Origin of the sequence: Immundisolibacter sp. (assembly GCF_041601295.1) — a bacterium.
GTDB lineage: Bacteria > Pseudomonadota > Gammaproteobacteria > Immundisolibacterales > Immundisolibacteraceae > Immundisolibacter.
The window spans coordinates 23,405-41,242 of sequence record NZ_JBFIII010000010.1 but is presented as its reverse complement, the minus strand read 5'-3'; the positions used below and the strand labels follow the sequence as shown (position 1 = coordinate 41,242).

At 65.3% G+C, this 17,838-nt stretch carries 19 protein-coding genes and 1 pseudogene; 14 read left to right on the top strand and 6 right to left on the bottom strand.

Annotation, left to right across the window (positions count from 1 at the left end; translation table 11 throughout):
• Both ABZF37_RS02580 and ABZF37_RS02575 read left to right on the top strand, forming a co-directional pair.
• On the top strand, positions 1-775 hold a 775-nt coding region (locus ABZF37_RS02580), incomplete at its 5' end, for a TCP-1/cpn60 chaperonin family protein (RefSeq protein WP_372716435.1).
• Positions 776-931: 156 nt separating this feature from the next.
• Positions 932-1,906 carry a PdxA family protein gene (locus ABZF37_RS02575; protein ID WP_372716432.1) on the top strand — a complete coding sequence of 325 codons (975 nt, stop codon included), beginning with the start codon at positions 932-934 and terminating at the stop codon, positions 1,904-1,906.
• Positions 1,907-1,940: 34 nt separating this feature from the next.
• Here the strand turns inward: ABZF37_RS02575 and ABZF37_RS02570 are convergent, their stop codons facing one another.
• Together ABZF37_RS02570 and mrcB are read right to left on the bottom strand one after the other, a co-directional pair.
• Complete coding sequence (locus ABZF37_RS02570) at positions 1,941-2,234, bottom strand: tetratricopeptide repeat protein (protein WP_372716430.1); 294 nt, start codon at positions 2,232-2,234, stop codon at positions 1,941-1,943.
• Between the two features lie 218 nt (positions 2,235-2,452).
• Positions 2,453-4,699: pseudogene (gene mrcB / locus ABZF37_RS02565) on the bottom strand (penicillin-binding protein 1B).
• Between the two features lie 164 nt (positions 4,700-4,863).
• Here mrcB and ABZF37_RS02560 point away from each other — a divergent pair.
• Positions 4,864-5,400, top strand: coding sequence for a hypothetical protein (locus ABZF37_RS02560; protein ID WP_372716428.1), 537 nt, complete (start codon positions 4,864-4,866; stop codon positions 5,398-5,400).
• Positions 5,401-5,416: 16 nt separating this feature from the next.
• Here the strand turns inward: ABZF37_RS02560 and ABZF37_RS02555 are convergent, their stop codons facing one another.
• A complete protein-coding gene (locus ABZF37_RS02555; protein ID WP_372716426.1) occupies positions 5,417-5,998 on the bottom strand; it encodes a VOC family protein in 582 nt (193 codons plus the stop codon).
• Between the two features lie 8 nt (positions 5,999-6,006).
• Complete coding sequence (locus tag ABZF37_RS02550) at positions 6,007-6,705, bottom strand: glutathione binding-like protein (RefSeq protein WP_372716423.1); 699 nt, start codon at positions 6,703-6,705, stop codon at positions 6,007-6,009.
• A gap of 120 nt (positions 6,706-6,825) precedes the next feature.
• On the opposite strand from ABZF37_RS02550, the gene ABZF37_RS02545 reads away from it, so the two are divergent.
• The 9 genes from ABZF37_RS02545 (at position 6,826) to accC (ending at position 14,053) form a co-directional block, all read left to right on the top strand.
• Positions 6,826-7,473: a class II aldolase/adducin family protein gene (locus tag ABZF37_RS02545; RefSeq protein WP_372716421.1), complete on the top strand. Its 648-nt coding sequence runs from the start codon at positions 6,826-6,828 to the stop codon at positions 7,471-7,473.
• Positions 7,474-7,493: 20 nt separating this feature from the next.
• A complete protein-coding gene (locus ABZF37_RS02540) occupies positions 7,494-8,096 on the top strand; it encodes a glutathione S-transferase family protein (RefSeq protein ID WP_372716419.1) in 603 nt (200 codons plus the stop codon).
• A 98-nt stretch (positions 8,097-8,194) separates the two neighbouring features.
• A complete protein-coding gene (locus tag ABZF37_RS02535; protein WP_372716417.1) occupies positions 8,195-9,115 on the top strand; it encodes an AEC family transporter in 921 nt (306 codons plus the stop codon).
• Positions 9,112-10,170 carry an HAD hydrolase-like protein gene (locus ABZF37_RS02530; protein ID WP_372716415.1) on the top strand — a complete coding sequence of 353 codons (1,059 nt, stop codon included), beginning with the start codon at positions 9,112-9,114 and terminating at the stop codon, positions 10,168-10,170. Before ABZF37_RS02535 ends, ABZF37_RS02530 begins: the two co-directional genes overlap by 4 nt.
• A 120-nt stretch (positions 10,171-10,290) precedes the next feature.
• The gene (locus tag ABZF37_RS02525) at positions 10,291-10,536 is read left to right on the top strand and encodes a YdcH family protein (RefSeq protein WP_372716413.1); all 246 of its coding nucleotides are present in this window, start codon (positions 10,291-10,293) and stop codon (positions 10,534-10,536) included.
• Between the two features lie 220 nt (positions 10,537-10,756).
• Entirely contained in the window at positions 10,757-11,641 is an 885-nt protein-coding gene (locus ABZF37_RS02520; protein WP_372716411.1) for a Dyp-type peroxidase, read from the top strand.
• A 152-nt stretch (positions 11,642-11,793) separates the two neighbouring features.
• Entirely contained in the window at positions 11,794-12,252 is a 459-nt protein-coding gene (aroQ, locus tag ABZF37_RS02515) for a type II 3-dehydroquinate dehydratase (RefSeq protein ID WP_372716409.1), read from the top strand.
• Positions 12,253-12,260: 8 nt separating this feature from the next.
• Positions 12,261-12,695, top strand: a complete 435-nt coding sequence (accB, locus tag ABZF37_RS02510) for an acetyl-CoA carboxylase biotin carboxyl carrier protein (RefSeq protein ID WP_372716407.1) — start codon at positions 12,261-12,263, stop codon at positions 12,693-12,695.
• A gap of 11 nt (positions 12,696-12,706) precedes the next feature.
• On the top strand, positions 12,707-14,053 hold the full coding sequence (gene accC, locus ABZF37_RS02505) for an acetyl-CoA carboxylase biotin carboxylase subunit (protein WP_372716405.1): 1,347 nt from the start codon (positions 12,707-12,709) through the stop codon (positions 14,051-14,053).
• 37 nt (positions 14,054-14,090) lie between these two features.
• Here the strand turns inward: accC and fmt are convergent, their stop codons facing one another.
• Positions 14,091-15,035 carry a methionyl-tRNA formyltransferase gene (fmt, locus tag ABZF37_RS02500; protein WP_372716403.1) on the bottom strand — a complete coding sequence of 315 codons (945 nt, stop codon included), beginning with the start codon at positions 15,033-15,035 and terminating at the stop codon, positions 14,091-14,093.
• Positions 15,032-15,541 carry a peptide deformylase gene (gene def, locus ABZF37_RS02495; RefSeq protein WP_372716401.1) on the bottom strand — a complete coding sequence of 170 codons (510 nt, stop codon included), beginning with the start codon at positions 15,539-15,541 and terminating at the stop codon, positions 15,032-15,034. Before def ends, fmt begins: the two co-directional genes overlap by 4 nt.
• Positions 15,542-15,709: 168 nt before the next feature.
• Between def and ABZF37_RS02490 the strand changes: the two genes are divergently transcribed.
• A complete protein-coding gene (locus ABZF37_RS02490) occupies positions 15,710-16,732 on the top strand; it encodes a LysM peptidoglycan-binding domain-containing protein (protein ID WP_372716399.1) in 1,023 nt (340 codons plus the stop codon).
• Positions 16,729-17,826, top strand: coding sequence for a DNA-processing protein DprA (gene dprA, locus ABZF37_RS02485; protein ID WP_372716442.1), 1,098 nt, complete (start codon positions 16,729-16,731; stop codon positions 17,824-17,826). Before ABZF37_RS02490 ends, dprA begins: the two co-directional genes overlap by 4 nt.
• The last annotated feature ends 12 nt before the right edge of the window (positions 17,827-17,838 follow it).

Genomic DNA, 17,838 nt, shown 5'->3' with positions numbered 1-17,838 from the left:
TACCGTCATTGCCGAGGAAACCGGCATGACCCTGGAGAAGGCCACCCTGGAAGACCTGGGACAAGCCAAGAAGGTACAAATCGACAAGGACAACACCACCCTGATCGATGGCGCCGGCAAGGCCGCGGATATTCAGGCCCGCATCAAGCAGATCAACCGTCAGGTCGAGGACACCAGTTCCGACTACGACAAGGAGAAGCTGCAGGAGCGCGCTGCCAAGCTGTCTGGCGGTGTGGCCGTGATCAAGGTCGGTGCAGCCACCGAGGTCGAAATGAAGGAAAAGAAGGCGCGCGTCGAAGACGCCCTGCACGCGACCCGTGCGGCGGTGGAGGAAGGCGTAGTGCCCGGTGGCGGCGTGGCGCTGGTGCGTACCGCGGTCAAGATCAAGGACCTCAAGGGCGACAACGAGGACCAGAACGTGGGCGTTCGCATTGCCCTGCGTGCCATGGACGAGCCGCTGCGGCAGATTGTCGCCAACGCCGGTGACGAGCAGTCGGTGGTGCTGGACAAGGTTCGTATGAGCAAAGACGCCAACTTCGGCTACAACGCCGGCACCGGCGAGTACGGCGATATGCTTGCCATGGGCATCCTGGACCCGGCCAAGGTGGCGCGCGTAGCGCTGCAAAATGCGGCTTCCATTGCCGGCCTGCTGATCACCACCGAGGTTGCGGTGGCGGAAGCACCAGAGAAGAAGGAAGCCGGTGGCGGCGGCATGCCAGGTGGCATGGGCGGAATGGGCGGAATGGGTGGCATGGGCGGCATGGACATGATGTAAGCGCTGCCGCGCACCTTTTCGCAAGAAAAAAACCCCGGGCGCCGAAAGGAGCCCGGGGTTTTTGTTGTCCAGGGACGGCTTAGAATCGGGGACAATCGCCGTGGCTTGGGTCTGGGTCAAGCCCCCATTCACAGACTGACAATCACAGGTATTTTCATGAATCAACCCGCACTCGCCGTCACCATTGGGGATCCTTGCGGCATCGGTCCGGAGATCCTGGCCAAGGCCATGGCCAGTGGTGAACCACAACAAAAAGCGCGGATGCTTTTCATCGGTAGCGCCGATGCCATGCGCCGGGGAATCGCCGTCGCCGGGGTGGACCTCGGCGTCAAACCGGTCAGCTCGGTCGCCGAGGTCGGCAATGACCCACGCGTGATTTCAATACTCGACAGCGGCGTCCTGGACCCGGCGGAAATCGTGATTGGCGAAGAACGGGCGCCGTGCGGTGCGGCCGTGGCCACCTGGATCGGTCAGGCGCAGGCGCTGGCCACCCGAGGCGAAGTAGCGGGCCTGGTGATGGGCCCGATCAACTCCGAGGCGATGGCCGCTGCCGGTGCGCTTGGCACCTTGATGAACGCGGAACCCGGTGAGCGTCTGCTGACCCTGTTCTCGGGGCCGCTGCGTATAACCCACATCTTTGATCACATCTATTTACGCGACGTGTGTGCCGGCCTGACGTCCGACCTGGTGGCGCACTCGATCCGCCTGACCGAACACACCCTGCGCGGCTGGGGCGTGGCGAGCCCGCGGATCGGTGTGGCGGGTCTTAACCCGCACGCCCACGGCCCTGAAGAGGACGCCGCCATTACGCCCGGCGTGGCGATTGCACGAAGCGAGGGCATCGACGTGAGCGGACCGATTTCGCCCGACACGGTGTTTCGTCACTGCATCGACGGCCGCTACGATGTGGTCGTGGCCATGTGCCACGATCAGGGCCACATCGCACTCAAGACCTGGGGTTTCGAGGGTAACTGCGGTGGCTTCATCGGCATGCCGTACCTGTTCATGACCGTTGGCCACGGCACCGCCTTTGATATTGCGGGCAAGGGTATCGCCAGCCATGCCATGATTCTTTCGGCGCTCAACCAGTGCGCCCAGTTCGCGGCCGGAAAGGGTTTTCTGGCGCACTGATTTGGTATGCGGCGGCCCCAAAAAAGCCAGTGCTTCAAGGTCGCTGGCGAGCCCGGGCCAGATCGGCGATGCGCTGATTTTGCAAACGCAGCGTGGCGTTGTTGCCGGCCAGGGCGCTGGATCGGGCGGCCAGACTCGCGGCCTGGTCCCATTCGCCGTTGTGCAGGCGTAGCCAGGCCAGCTTTTGCCACAACACCGGATCCTGCGGCCGAATGCGCAGCGCGCGCTCAAGTTGTGAGGCAGCCGCCGCGTAGTCACCGGCCGCTGCCTGCTGATCGGCAAGCGCTACCAGCGAGCCGGTGGCCGCCGGCTGGGGCGCCGGGATCACATTCGCAGGTGGTGGCGGCGCCGATGGCGGTGGCCCGGGACGGATGACCGCACTCGCCGGTGGCTGCGGACGGGGCAGCGGCTGCGCCGGAGGCAGGGGTGCCGGTACGCTCCCGGCGGGCGGTGGTGGTGGTGGCGCAGGAGCCGGCCGCTGTGGCGGCGCAACGATGCAACCGGCGAGTAGCAGCGTCCCGCACAGCGCCAGTCGCCGGCCGCGCCTCAAAACAGCTTGCGAAACCAACGCCATGACTCGTCGTCCTCTTCTTCGGGAGATGGCGCCGACATGCTGCCGCAGGGCACCGCGCCCGGCGGGGCGCCGCCATCGAACACCGGGATACCGAAACCACCCGGACATTGGGCAGCCGGCAACCACGGCCCTTTGGGTCCCTGTACCCACTGAATCCCCTGCGGCTCGGCCAGCGTCAGCGGTGAAGCTGGCAGGCGACCGATCATGTCGGCCCAGACACGCATCGCGCCACTGGCTCCGTACAAGCCGGTCTCGCCATTGTCGTCCAGACCCATCCAAACCACCGCGACCGTATTGCCGGTAAAGCCGGCAAACCAGGAATCCCGGCTGTCGTTGGTGGTACCGGTTTTACCGGCCACGTTGATGCCCGGCAGCACCCGCCCGAGTGCGCGAGCGGTGCCGTTGCGGGCCACTTCCTGCAGGGCGGTGTTGACCAGGAACACCGACCCCGGGTCGAGTTTCTGTTCCACCGACAGCGGGTAGCTCGCCAGTGGCTTGCCATCCTTGTCAGTAACCGCGTGGATGGCGCGAAGGTGAAGCCTGAAGCCTCCCGCGGCGAGCGTCAGATACATGCGGGTCACCTCCAGCGGGGTGAGTTCCACCGCGCCCAGCAGCACCGCCGGCACCGCCGGCAGCTCGCGTCCAACGCCAAGCGAGCGCAGGGTTTTGAGCACCGCCGGCACGCCCACCTACAACCCCAGCGCGACCGTGGCGCTGTTGCGCGACTCAGCCAGTGCTTGCAACAGCGACACCTCGCCGCGGTAATCGTCGCCCGAATTGCGCGGTCGCCAGCTCTGGCCGTTGGGCAACCGTACCGACATGCGCCGGTCGTCGAGCCTGCTGGCCAGATTGAAGCGTTCAGGTTGCTCCAAAGCAGTGAGGTAAACCGCCGGCTTGGCCAGCGAACCGATTTGCCGGCGCGCATCCAACGCCCGGTTATACCCATCGAAACGCGGGTCCCGATCGCCAACCAGGGCCAGCACCTCGCCGGTGGCGATGTCGGCCGCCACCGCGGCCATTTGCAGCTTGGGCAAGCGGCGCTGAGCGGCAATCTGCTCGCCCTGGCTGGTGGCGGCCGCCTCGGCGGCCGCCTGCACCGCAGGGTCCATGCTGGCAAAAATGCGCAGACCCTCGTTGCGTAGCACGTCTTCCGGATAGTCCCGCTGCAACTGCCGCCGCACCAGGTCCAGAAACGCCGGATAGCGTGCCAGCGTCAGGGCGGTGCGCTTGACCACGCGCAGGGGTTTGGCCTGTTCGGCGGCGGCCTGATCCGGCGTCAGCAAGCCTTGTTCGGCCAGCAGACGCAACGCAAGGTTGCGCCGCGCCGTGGCGCGCTGCGGGTGCCGGCGTGGATCATAGTAGGACGGCGCCTGCACCATGGCCGCCATCATGGCCAGTTGCGAGGCATCGAGTTCGCCGAGCGGACGGCCGAAGTACAGCATTGCTCCCTGCGCCATGCCGTGCACGCTGCGGGTGCCGATCTGGCCCAGGAACACCTCGTTCAGATACGCCTCGAGGATCTCGTTCTTGTCGTAGTGGGTTTCGAGCAGTACCGCCATGATGGCTTCGGTGAGCTTGCGCCAGACCGTGCGATCGGCGGTAAGGAAATAGTTCTTCACCAGCTGCTGGGTCAGGGTGCTGCCGCCCTGGACCACCGCGCCAGCCCGAAGATCGGCCCACAGGGCGCGAGCGATGGCGCGCATCGATACGCCATGGTGACGGTAGAAGTCGCGATCCTCCAGCGTCAGTAGCGCCTGTACCAGCGCTTGCGGCACTTCGTCCAGGCGCAGCAGCAGGCGGTCCTCGTTGCTGGCCGGATAGAAACCGCCGATAAACTCGGGCTCCAGGCGCAGCAACGGCAATTCGCCCTCTTCGGTGTGCAACCCCGCGATTTGCTGGCCGTCGAACTGAACGTTGACCTTGCGCGGTGGCTCGACCGAATCCCAGAACTGGAAGCCACGGGTATACACAATCATGCGCGTGCCGCGGATGTTGTAACTGCCGGCGCCGATCGGCTCGTCACGGGTATAGCCGAGCCGGTCCAGCGCCTCACTCAGACGGCGCGGGTTAAGTGCCGCGCCGGCATACAGTTCGAGCGGTCGGGCAAAAACCCGGGCTGGCAGCGCCCAGCGCTGGCCTTCAAATTTTTGCCGGATCACCCGATCCAGATGCACCGCATACAGCGCCAGCCCCGCCAGTCCGGTAAGGATTAACGGCATAAGCCAGCCCATCCAGCGACGACGACGGGCAGGGGTGCGAGATCGCGATTTGGGCATGGGTGACAGGCGATGGTGCGTCAGCGGACTTAACGTACTAGTCTAGCCTGCCGTCCCGTGGCCTGTGTTCGTGGCCAGCGGGCGCCCGTTGCACAAGGAGGCCCGTCATGTTCGATTCCGACCGTTTTGTCGCGGCGTGTCAGGCGGCGTTGGTCGGTACCAACCCGGCGGCTGGCATTGCCGAGTTACTGACCGTGGCACTGCGCGAGCCTCAGGCGCTTGCCGCTGCCTTCGCGGCGGGTGCCGACAAGCCGGGCGTGGTGCCGCTGTTTCGCTCCGAGTCGCTGACCGTGGCGCACGTCATCAGCGCACCTGGCAGCCTGAGTCCGGTGCATAACCACCGCATGTGGGGCGTGATCGGCATCTACGCCGGGCAAGAAGACAACCACCTGTACCGACGCGGTGCCGAGGGTCTGGAGAACGACGGCATACGCAGCCTGCGCGCGGGCGACGTGTTCGTGATGGATCCGGAACTGATCCACGCCGTGGCCAATCCGTTGACTGGCATGAACGGTGGCTTGCATGTGTACGGTGGCGACCTGATGCAGCGTCCCGGTCGCAGCTTGTGGGATCCGGACAGCGGCGCCGAGGAGCCGTACGCCTTCGAAAAGGTACTGGCCTATTCGGCCCGCCTTAGCAGCTGAACCGGCAAGCGACGCTTCAGCGGGCTATGGGCGCTCGCGGATCCCACAAGCGCTGGCCACCCTTGCGCTCGTAACCCATCCCCTTGGGATAGGACACCAGCTCCAGATGCGCGCCCCATGGGGTGCGGAAATACAGCACCCATTGTCCGGCGTAATCGCCCTGGGTGGAGCTGAACGGGCCAGCGTAGGTCTCGATGCCGCTCTCGCGCAGCCAACGCGCGGCCGCCTCGATGTCGTCCACGTAAAACGACAGGTGGTGTCCGGCGTGGTCGCTATTACGCGGCTGGCGCTGGTCCTGGTCCGGCGCCGACCATTCGAACAGTTCAAGGTTGGCGCCAGTGGTGCAGCGCATAAGGGACATGGCGCGAATCTCGGCCCGCGCATCCACGCCGACATGGCGGACCAGCCAGTCGTCATCGGCCCGCAGCGGCCCGTTACGCGCCAGTGTCTGGCAGCCGAGCAACTTTTCAAAGAAAGCCTCGGCCTGTTTAAGGTCCGGCACGGTCAGGCCGACGTGGTCGACGCCACGCAAGCCCGGCACCTGTGCCCCGGCGCTGACGCACGCCAGCAACAGACCCACGGCGATGACGTTTCGCACGACCAACCTCAACGTTTCTGGAACTGTTTCTTGCCGAACAGGATTTCGCGCTGTTCGTCGTTCTGCGGACCGGGCCTGGGTGGTCGCCGGTCGGCCATGACGGCCAAAGCGCGTGACGTTGCCGGGCGGGCATTGATGGCATCCATCCAGCGTTTGACCCTGGGCAGTTCGCCCAGGTCCACGCCCTGGCGTTCGTAGTGCAGAAACCACGGGAAGATCGCCATGTCGGCGATGGAGTACTCGCCGGCTACGTAGTCGCGGTCCGCCAGGCGCTTTTCGACCACGTTGTAGATGCGCCGCGATTCATTGGTGTAGCGGTCGATGGCGTAGGGCAGTTTTTCGGGCGCGTAGTCGCGAAAGTGATGCGCCTGGCCCAGCATCGGGCCAACACTCGCCATCTGGAACATCAGCCACTGCAGAACGTCGTAGCGGGCACGTGCCGCCGTGGGCATGAAGCAGCCAGTCTTGTCAGCAAGATAAATCAAAATCGCACCGCTCTCGAACACGCTGATCGGCTGGCCGTCCGGACCATCCGGGTCGACGATGGCCGGCATCTTGTTGTTCGGGCTGATGGCCAGAAACTGCGGCGTGAATTGATCGCCGTCGCCGATGTTGATCGCGTGCGTCCGGTACGGCAGGCCGGTTTCTTCCAGGAACAGAGTCACCTTGTGGGCGTTGGGCGTCGGCCACATATAGAGATCGATCATGCTGTCTCCGGCGAGCGGCAGGTGCAGCATTCTAGGCTGTGACATTGCCTGTGGCATACTGCGGCGCCCGGCTGGCGCCCACTTGTGGCCGGCCCTCCCGCCCCGCCGCACGGTCCGCCCTTGGACGAGAGCGCCCTTCGCCAACAGTTAGTCGAGGCGGCCCGCGCCAGCGTGCGCCTGGGTCTGAATCGCGGCACCTCAGGCAACCTCAGCGTTCGCTTGCCGGGTGGGTTGCTGGTGACGCCGACCGGCATTCCCTACCCGCAGTTAGCCCCGGCCGACCTGGTGTGCCTGGACGCCCACGGCGTGGCCGCCCCAGGGCAACTGAAGCCTTCGTCCGAGTGGAGATTCCACTGCGATATCTACGCCGCCCGACCGCAGGTGGCCGCGATTGTCCACACCCATTCCCGCTACGCCAGCACGTTGGCCTGCATGCGGCGCGAGCTGCCGGCCTTCCATTACATGGTGGCTATCGCCGGAGGCAACAGCGTGCGCTGTGCCGACTATGCAACCTTTGGCAGCGCCGAGTTATCGGCCAATGCACTGGTGGCCCTGCAAGACCGCCACGCCTGCCTGCTGGCGAATCACGGCGCCATTGCCGTGGGCGCAAGCCTTGATGCCGCGCTTGCCCTCGCCGAGGAGGTCGAGGCGCTGGCTGGCCAGTACTGCGCCACTCTGGCGCTGGGCGCGCCAGTGCTGCTGGATCACGCTGAGATGGCTCGGGTGGTGGTGCGCTTCGAAAGTTACGGCAGACAGGATTTTGACTAAGCCACGACAGGAGCCTCCCGATGCAGCTCGTTTACGCTAAACCCTCGCCCTACTCGCGCAAGGTGCGGGTGACCTTGCTCGAAAAAGGCCTCGCTGATCAGGTGAGCGAAATCATCGTCAGCCCATTGGAAGACCCAACCGCGCTGCTGGAGGTCAATCCGCTGGGCAAGGTGCCGGCGCTGCGCCTGGATGACGGTAGTTGTCTGTATGACAGCTGGGTAATCTGTGAATACCTGGACACCCTGACGTCCCAGCCGCGGCTGATTCCGGGCGGCACCGCGCGCATTGCCCTGCTGCGCCGGGCAGCTCTGGCTGACGGGGTGCTGGACGCCGCCGTCACCGCCCGTCTGGAACTGCTGCGACCGGAAGCCATACGCTGGGCGCCGTGGACCGACCGCCAGCAGCGCGCTATTGGCCGTGGCCTTGCGGTCATGGAGCAGGACGTTGCCACACTCGGCGCGACAGTGACCTTGGCGCACATCGAGTTTGCCGTGACGCTGGAGTACCTCGATTTCCGCTTCCCGGACGTAGGCTGGCGCGAAGGTCATCCGGCACTTGCCGCCTGGCTGTCCGAATTCAGCCAGCGGCCGTCGATGCAGGCGACCCAGCCACCGCGGCCCTGACGGACTTACGGTCGGTCGCCTCGCCCTGACTCTCACACACCCACGCAGCGGGCCACAGCGCCCACTGCGGTGGTAATTCCTTTGCGGAAGATTCCCTCGTGTATTTGGACCTGTTACCGGTATTCCTCGCGCTCGCCGCTGGCTGGCTATGGCGGCGCCATGCGCCCGGTGGTGTCGACGCCCAGCAGATGGCGCTGGCGCTGAACATGCTGATGATCTACCTGACCGGCCCGGCGCTGATCTTCGCCATCATGTCGCAGGCCAGGCTGGACCTGGCGCTGACCATCATTCCAGCAGCCGGTTACGTATGCAGCCTCGGCGGTCTGGCCCTGGCGGCGGGTGTGTATCGGCTGTGGGGCAATCGGTCCGGGCTGACGCCGGGGGGACGCGGCGCGCTGCTGCTGGCGGCGAGCTTCGCCAATGGCTCGATTGCGTTACCGGTCGTGGTGAGCCTGTTTGGCCACACGGGCATGGCAACCGTGTTCGCGTATGACCTGATCGCCACCACCCTGCTGATCTGGACCGTCGGCGTGGCGGTGGCGGCGCGTCACGCAGCCGGCCAGGAGCGATTGTCGCTGGGCCGGGAGATCCTGCGCCTGCCGCCGGCTTGGGCAGTGATGATTGCGCTCGCCGTCAATCTGCTGGGCATGCCGGTGCCCGAACGCGCCGTGACCGCGTTGCGCTACGTCGGCGATGCCAGCATTCCGCTGATGGTATTCGTGGTCGGCCTGTCGCTGCGCCTGGGCGCGCTGCGCCGCCTGCCCGTCGCTTTGCCAGCTCTGTTCATTCGCCAGGTGGCCGGACCCGCGATGGGTCTGGCCTTTGCCTTTGCCTTCGGGGTGCGCGGCGAAACGCTGGCGATACTGGGTGTCGTCATGGCTTCGGCCTGCCCGGCGGTCGGGGTGATCCTGGCGCATCGCTTCCGGCTGGATATCGAGCTTTATGGCGCCGTGCTGACCGCCTCGATCCTGAGTTATCTTGCGCTGGCACCGCTGTACCGCTGGTTGCTGATGCGATGATCCGTCACCTGATTCTGGACTGGGCCGGGACGCTGGCCGACGACCGTGCGCTCACCCTGGCCGCCACCAATGACACGCTGGCCCATTTCGGCGCACCGCCGGTCGACGAGGACACTTACCGGCGCGAGTTCACTCTGCCGGTGGAACGCTTTTACCGCCGTTTCATTGGCGACCTGCCGCGCGAAACCATTGATGCCGTGTTCTTTCGGCACTTTGCCGCACGCATGGCACAGGCGGAGCTGTTTGCCGATGTGCCGGCCTTGCTGCATCTGTGCCGTTTGCGGGGCGTGGCGCTGAGCATTTGTTCGAGCGTGCCGACCGAGATACTCGACACGCTGCTGGAGCGGCTTGGCCTGCGTGGTTTTTTCCGCCACATCGGTGGCGGCGCGGCGGACAAGATTCCCGTGCTCAGGCAAATCGTCGCGCAGGCGCCATTTCGCCCCGACGAGACGCTGTATGTAGGCGACACGCCACATGACCTTGAGGCCGCCCACGCGGCTGCGGTCATCGCCGGAGCGGCGCTGTATGGCTACGCCACCGAGGAGCGCCTGCAGGCGCAGCGCCCGGATCACGCCTTTGCCGAGGTACGCGACCTGATCGACCTGATCGACCGTGAGCACCTGCTGGCGAGCGAGCGGCGCGTGATTGCCACTGTAGGCGGGCTGTTAGTGGCCGGCAGCGGCGAAATGTTGCTGATACGCACCGCCAAGTGGTCTGGGCTGTGGGGTCTGCCAGGCGGCAAAATCCACTACGGCGAGACCATGCTCGATGCCTACCGGCGCGAAATCAGCGAGGAAACCGGCATCCGGGTCGAGCACGCCGACTGGCTGTGCGTGCAGGACTGCATAGAGAGCCCGGAATTCCTGGAGCCGCGGCACTTCCTGCTCATCAACTATGTATCACGCGTCAGCGGCCGCCCACAGCCGCGCAAGAACTACGAATCGACTGACATCGGCTGGTACAGCCCCGCGCAGGTCGCAAGCATGGACCTGAACCAGCCGACGCGGGCCGCCGTAACGCTCGCAGCCCAGCTCGGTTACGTGCCGGTCTCCTGAACCGAAGCCGATGCGAGTGGCCCCGGTTGCCCTCAGTCAATGCAACCGTGACCCCTCACGATTAGCCTGACTGGCCAATGCCGGGCGACCGACGCCTGGCCAGGCCTTGAAGGAGCCCCCATGAGCCTCGAAAAGCACGACTTGCACCACGATTTTCCGGAGTACGACCAAGCCATCCACGCCTTGAAGCTCGGTGACTCGCACTTTGCGGCCATGTTCGCGCAGTACCACGACATCGACCACGAAGTGCACCGCATAGAAACCGGGGTCGAGAACACCTCCGATGCCTACCTCGAACAACGCAAGAAAGAGCGCCTACGCCTGAAGGACGAGCTGTACTCCCGGCTGCGCGCCTGGGCCGGGTAGAAGCTCCCGGACTCGCCGCGGCCCTGATTGGGCATCTGCGTCCAATGTTCGCCCGGCCTTCCGGTCGTGTGGGCTTACGTTTTCCTGAGCGACGTGGTGCAGGCCGGTAGTCAGCGGCTTTGTCGGCCGACCGAGCGTGCCTGGCCGTGAACGAGCAGCCGACGATGGCGGGTGGGTATTTGTCTTTAAACTGTGGGCAGATCCGACCCGGAGTGGCCTCATGACCTCTGCCCAAGCCGGCATTTTGTTGCCGCCGCCGCCGCTGGCCGTTTACCTGAGTTTTGACTTGGCGGTCGGCAGCGATGTCGGTGGCGCGCTGGCGCGTCTGTGCACGGTGGTGGATGGTGAGCAGGTAGTGGCAGGACTCGGTAGCTCGGTGGCGCAGGCGCTAGGCCAGCGGGTGCAGGGCCTGCGCCCGTTCACGGCCATGAGCGGCCCGGGCGTGGACGTGCCCGCCACGCCGGCAGGGTTGTGGCTGTGGCTGCGCGGTGGGGATCGCGGCCAGCTGCTGCACCGGGCACGGCAACTGGAAGCCGCGGTACTGCCGGCGTTTTACCTGCGCGAAGCGGTGGACGGGTTTCAGTACCAGGATGGACAAGACCTGACCGGCTTCGAGGACGGCACGGAAAATCCCAAGGACCAGGCCGCCGAGGCGGCTGCTGTGGTACAGGGCCGTGGACCGGGACTGGACGGATCGAGCTTTGTCGCCGTCCAGCGCTGGGTTCACGAACTCAGCCGCTTCGATGCCCTGTCGGCCGAGCAGCAGGATCTGAGTGTCGGCCGCCACCGCAAAGGAAACGAGGAAATCGCCGACGCACCGCCGTCAGCCCATGTCAAACGCACGGCGCAGGAAACCTTCACACCGCCCGCCTTCGTGCTGCGCCGCTCCATGCCGTGGGCCAATGGCCTGGAAGCAGGGCTGATGTTCGTCGCCTTCGGCCACAGCTTCGATGCGTTTGAGGCACAGTTGCGGCGCATGGTGGGCGCCGAGGACGGCATCACCGATGCTCTGTTTCGCTTCACCCGGCCCGTCACCGGGGCATTTTTCTGGTGTCCTCCGGTTACGGACGGCCGGCTGGATCTGCGGGCGCTCGGACTGGGCTAGTTCAGTCACCTTTGCGGCGCAGTCGCCGTGGCGGTCGGTGCCGGAACAAGGGGCTCTTCGCGACTGTTCCCCGCCAATTCGCCGCCGTTGTAGACAAGTCGGCGCAATTGGCCAACAATTCACCCTGCCTATCGCGCCCCACGATTGCCCGCATGGCCAAGATACTTATATTGCACGGTCCCAACCTGAACCTGCTCGGCCGCCGCGAGCCGGCTATCTACGGCCACGATACCTTGGCGAAAATCGACGCTGCGTGCGCGACGCTGGCCAAGACCTCTGGCGTTGAGCTGTGCTGCCAGCAAAGCAACGCCGAACATCAGCTTATCGATTGGGTGCAGGCGGCGCCGGCCGATGGCGTTGTGTTCATCATCATCAACCCGGGCGGTTATACCCATACCAGCGTGGCCCTGCGCGACGCGCTGGCAGCAGTGGCGCTACCGTTCATTGAGGTGCATCTGTCGAACGTGGCCGCGCGCGAGCCATTTCGCCAGCATTCGTATTTTTCAGACTTGGCGCTTGGCACCATCAGTGGTCTGGGCGCCCTCGGCTATGAGTTGGCATTGACCGCCGCGCTGCGCTGGCTCGGCAATCAATCATCTGCAAAAACCTAAGGACACAGATGGATATCCGCAAGATAAAGAAGCTCATGGAGCTGGTGGAGCAGTCGGGCATCAGCGAGCTGGAAGTTCGCGAAGGCGAGGAGTCGATACGTCTGAGCAAGGCTCCTGTCGGCACGGTGGTGACCGCGGCTGCCGCGCCCGTCGCCGCGGCGCCGACAATTCCGCTACCAGCCATCGAGCCCGCGCCTGCTCAGCCCGCGGGTCACACTCAAACCGCACCGATGGTCGGTACCTTCTACCGGGCCGCGTCACCTGAAAGTGCGCCGTTTATCGCGGTAGGCAAGCAGATCTCGGCCGGCGACGTGATTTGCATTATCGAAGCCATGAAACTGATGAACCAGATCGAGGCCGAGAAAGGCGGCGTGATAGCCGCTATCCTGGTTGAAGACGGCCAGCCAGTGGAATTCGGCCAGCCCCTCGTTGTTATTGCCTGACGGGCCGCGCCATGTTCTCAAAAGTAGTGATCGCCAACCGCGGCGAGATTGCGTTGCGCGTGCTGCGCGCCTGCCGCGAGCTGGGTATTGGCACAGTGGCGGTGCATTCCACCGCCGACCGTGAGCTGATTCATGTGCGCCTGGCTGACGAGTCGGTGTGTATCGGCCCGCCGGAGCCTGGCAAGAGCTACCTCAACATCCCGGCCATCATCGCCGCGGCGGAGGTCACTGACGCCGAGGCTATCCATCCTGGCTACGGCTTTTTGTCCGAGAACGCGCAATTTGCCGAAAGTGTGGAGGAAAGCGGTTTCGTGTTCATCGGCCCGCGGCCGGACACGATCCGCCGGATGGGCGACAAGCTCGAAGCCATCGCCCTGATGAAACAGCTGGGCGTGCCCACGGTGCCGGGCTCGGGCGGCCCACTCGGCGACGACGAGGCCGAAAACCTGCGGATTGCCGACCGCCTCGGCTACCCGGTTTTGATAAAGGCCGCAGGTGGTGGCGGGGGACGCGGCATGCGCGTGGTGCACACAGAGGCAGCGCTCGGCGCGGCCATCTCCACCACACGCCGCGAGGCTGGCGCCGCATTTGGCAACGATGTCGTGTACATGGAGAAGTACCTCACCCAGCCGCGGCACATCGAGTTCCAGGTCCTGGGCGACGGCGAGGGTGAGGCGATTCACCTCGGGGAACGCGACTGCTCCGTTCAGCGCCGCCACCAGAAGGTTATCGAGGAGGCCCCCGCGCCGGGCATCACCGACGAACAACGCATGCGCATGGGCGAGTTATGCGTGGACGTATGCCGGAAGATCTGCTACCGCGGCGCGGGCACGTTCGAGTTTCTGTACGAAAACGGCGAGTTCTACTTCATCGAGATGAACACGCGCATTCAGGTCGAGCATCCGGTGACCGAAGCGGTGACCGGCGTTGATCTGGTACGTGAACAGCTGCGCATCGCGGCGGGTCTCGGCCTGGGGTATCGGCAAGAAGACATCACCTGGCGTGGCCACGCCATCGAGTGCCGCATCAACGCCGAGAACCCAACCAGCTTCGTGCCTTCACCAGGCCGGGTCGGGCAGTTTCACGCGCCCGGCGGACCGGGCATCCGCTTCGATTCGCACCTGTATGCCGGCTACACGGTGCCGCCGAACTACGACTCGATGATCGGCAAGCTGATCGCGCACGGCGCCGACCGCACCATCGCCCTGGCGCGGGTACGCACGGCCCTGCTGGAACTGATCGTGGAAGGCATCCAGACCAACACGACGCTGCATCTGCGGCTGGTGGATGAAGGCGACTTTCGCCGCGGCGGGGTCAGCATCCATTACCTGGAAAAGCTGCTGGCCAGCTCTACCTGACCCGACGGCGGGTAGACCAACCAAGCCATGGCGCCACTCAACCGGCGGCGGGCGATTCCAGATATTCCCCGGACGAGATGCGCCGTCCGGCAAGGAATTCGCGCGCCGACAGCATCCGTCCACCTTCCGGCTGCAACGCTGTGAGGCACAGGCTACCGGTACCGCAAGCGACCTCGACTCCCGCGGCCCCGACCGCCAAGACCTGACCGGCGGGGCCCGTGCCCGAACCGAGCCGCGCGGCGCCTATACGCAAGCGTTGCCCGCGCCAGACGGTCCACGCCAACGGCGCCGGGACAAACGCTCGCACTTTTCTGTCCAGCACCTGCGCCGCCTGGGCCCAGTCCAGCTGCGCCTCGCGCTTGTCGATCTTGGCGGCATAGCACGCACCGTCGACCAGCTGTGGCCGGGCCACCATGCCACCCGCCTCCAGACCAGCCAGCACCTGTACCAGACCCGCCGCACCGAGCTGAGCCAGGCGCTCACGCAGACTGCCCCCGGTGTCGTCCGGCCGGATCGGTTCGCGGCGCTCCAGAAACACCGGCCCGGTGTCCAGGCCCGCGTCCATCTGCATGATGCACACTCCGGTCTGCGCATCACCGGCCAGCAATGCCCGCTCAACCGGGGCCGCGCCCCGCCAGCGCGGCAGCAGTGAGCCGTGGACGTTGAGCGCACCCAGGCGCGGCACGGCGAGCAGCGCTGTCGGCAGGATCAGACCATAGGCCACCACCACCAGCAGATCAGGCCCAAACCCGGCCAGCTGCGTGGCGGCTTCGGCCTGCCGAAGGCTGGCCGGCTGGAGAACCTTGACGCCCGCCGCCAGTGCGGCCACCTTGACCGCCGACGGACTGAGCTTGCGCCCTCGCCCGGCTGGACGGTCCGGCTGTGTGTACGCGGCACGTACCGCATGCCCGGCCGCCAGCAGGGCATGCAGACTCGGCACGGCAAATGGCGCCGTGCCGGCGAAGACGACGTTAAGGCTCACAGCCGTGTCCCTTCCCGCCCACGCTTGTCAGCTTTCTTGCGAAGACGATCCTGTTTGAGGCGCGACAAATAGTCCACGAACAGCTTGCCATCGAGATGATCGATCTCGTGCTGCACGCACACTGCCAGCAGGCCATCAAGGTCAAGCTGCTGGATCTCACCATCAAGATCGAGGAAACGTACGGTAATGCGCTCGGCACGTTCCACTGTTTCGAACACCTCGGGCACCGAAAGGCACCCTTCTTCGCTGATCTGACTGCCGTCACGGACCAGGATCTGTGGGTTCACCATCACCTGCAAGGCGTCGCCCTCAGCGCTGAGGTCCATCACCAGAAGCCGCCTGGCCTCGCCGACCTGGGTCGCGGCAAGACCAATGCCCTTGGCGGCATACATGGTCTGCGCCATATCTGCCGCGAGCTGTCGCAGCGCGTTGTCTATGGAATCAACCGGGCGCGCTCGGTGCCGCAGAGCCGGATCGGGGTAGGTGAGTATAGGAAGCAGGGCCATGGGGGTGATGTTAGGTGGTGAGATTGGCTATCTGGGCTACACTGAGAGTGCCCTTAGGACTATGGCGCCGCTGACCGACGTGTCGGCTAATGGTGCCCGACCCATCCGTGAGTGATTAGGCTTGCGGGCCCGCGAGAGCGAAATAATCATACTGGCCGGAACTCACCCATGACCAGAACCCGCTATTGGCTGTTATCTCTTTTTTTTCTGTGGCCGCTCCTGGCAGGCGCTGACGACCTGGCACTGCGCCCGGACCATCCGGACGAGTACGTGGTGGTGCGCGGCGACACGCTGTGGGACATATCAGGGCGCTTCCTGGAAAAACCCTGGTACTGGCCGAAATTGTGGGGCGTAAACCCCCAGATCAGCAATCCGCATCTTATCTATCCAGGCGACCGCTTGCGATTGGTTATGACGGCGGATGGGCCGCGCCTCATACGCGACGGCGGCGGGGGGCCGGACCGGCTGTCGCCGCAAGTTCGCTCAAGCGCTATCGACACTGCCATACCCCCTATCCCGTTCAAGCACGTCCAGGCTTTCCTGGAAGAAGCCGTCGTGCTGCGCAGCAACCAGCCAAGTGATTTTGCCTACGTAGCCGCGGCCGCGGACGAGCACCTGACGGTAGGTGCGGGGGATCGCGTCTATGCACGCCAGACTTCCGCCGAAACGGGCCAGATGCTGGATATCTATCGCATCGGTGATCCGTATTTCGACCCCGAAACTGGGGAGGCGCTGGGCTACGCTGCACTGTTCATCGGCCAGGGCAAGGTACAGCGTTCGGGTGACCCGGCCACGCTGGCGGTAATCAAAGCCAGGCGGGAGGTTCTCGCCGGCGATGTGCTGATCCCGACCGACGACCGGCCCATGCAGGCTTCTTACCTCCCACACGCGCCAAGCTCTGAGGTACGCGGGCACATCATCAGCGTGGTCGATGGCGTCTCGCAAATCGGCCAGTACAGCGTCGTAGCCCTCAGTCGCGGGCGTCGCGACGGCCTGGAACTGGGCCACGTACTGCAGGTACGCCAGATACAACAGCCAATCGATGACCCCGTCGCACGCCAGCGGGTGCAACCCCCGAGCGAGCCAGCCGGTGCGGTTATTGTGTTTCGGCTGTTCGAGCGGGTGAGCTACGCCCTGGTTATGCGCGCCAGCCGACCGATGCACGTGCTGGACGAGGTGACGCCCCCCTGACACCCGCTGCGGCCAGCCTGGCTCTGGCGCGTACGCCGGGCCTGGGCGTTGTTGCCTGGCGCCGATTACTCGGCGAATTTGGGTCCCCGGCCGGAGCGTTGGCGGCATCGCCCCGAAAACTGGCGAGCGCGCTGGGCGCTAACTCGCGCCTAGGCAAGGCTATCGCCGCTGCCGCCCAGCACCCGCCTCAAGCCGACCTCGCGTGGCTTGAGGCGGCGCCCGATCGCCAGGCGCTGTTCCTGGATTTGCCAGGCTATCCACAGCAGCTGGCGCAGATTGCGGACCCACCCCTGGCGCTGCTGGTCGAGGGTGCCGCGGCGCTGTTGCTTGCGCCACAGATCGCCATTGTCGGCAGCCGCAATGCCTCCCCGGCCGGTGTAGAAACCGCGTTTGCCATGGCCGGCGCCCTGTCTCGTTGCGGGCTGGTGGTGACCAGTGGGCTTGCCGAAGGTGCCGACGGCGCTGCGCACCGTGGCGCTCTCGCCGCGCAGGGCAAGTCCCTCGCGGTACTTGGCACCGGCCCTGATCGGGTGTATCCGGGCCAGCACGCCGAACTCGCTGACCAACTGCGCCTCGTCGGCGCGCTGGTCAGCGAACAACCGGTGGGGACGCCGCCGCGAGCGTTCAACTTCCCGCGCCGCAATCGGATCATCAGTGGTCTGTCGCTAGGCGTCCTGGTCGTGGAAGCCGGAGCCCGCAGCGGCTCGCTGATTACCGCCCGTCTGGCGGCCGAACAGGGGCGAGAGGTGTTCGCGATCCCGGGCGGCATTCACAACCCGCTCGCGCGCGGCTGTCATGCGCTGATCCGCGAAGGCGCCAAGCTGGTCGAATCGGCGGCGGACATCCTGGAGGAACTCCCGCAACTGTCTGTGGGTCATAGCACGCACAGCTTACCGCTGGTCGCTCCCGCGCTGGACCCCATGGCGGCCAGGGTGCTGGCCTGTATTGGCGATAGTCCGGTCAGTCTTGACCTTCTGGTAGCACGCGTCGGATTGACGGTGGCCGAAGTTTCCACCATGCTCTTGACGCTGCAACTGGATGGTTTGGTAGCACCCCAGCCCGGCGGCTTGTTCAGCCGCCAAGGCCGGATGTAGGGATGCTGAGGA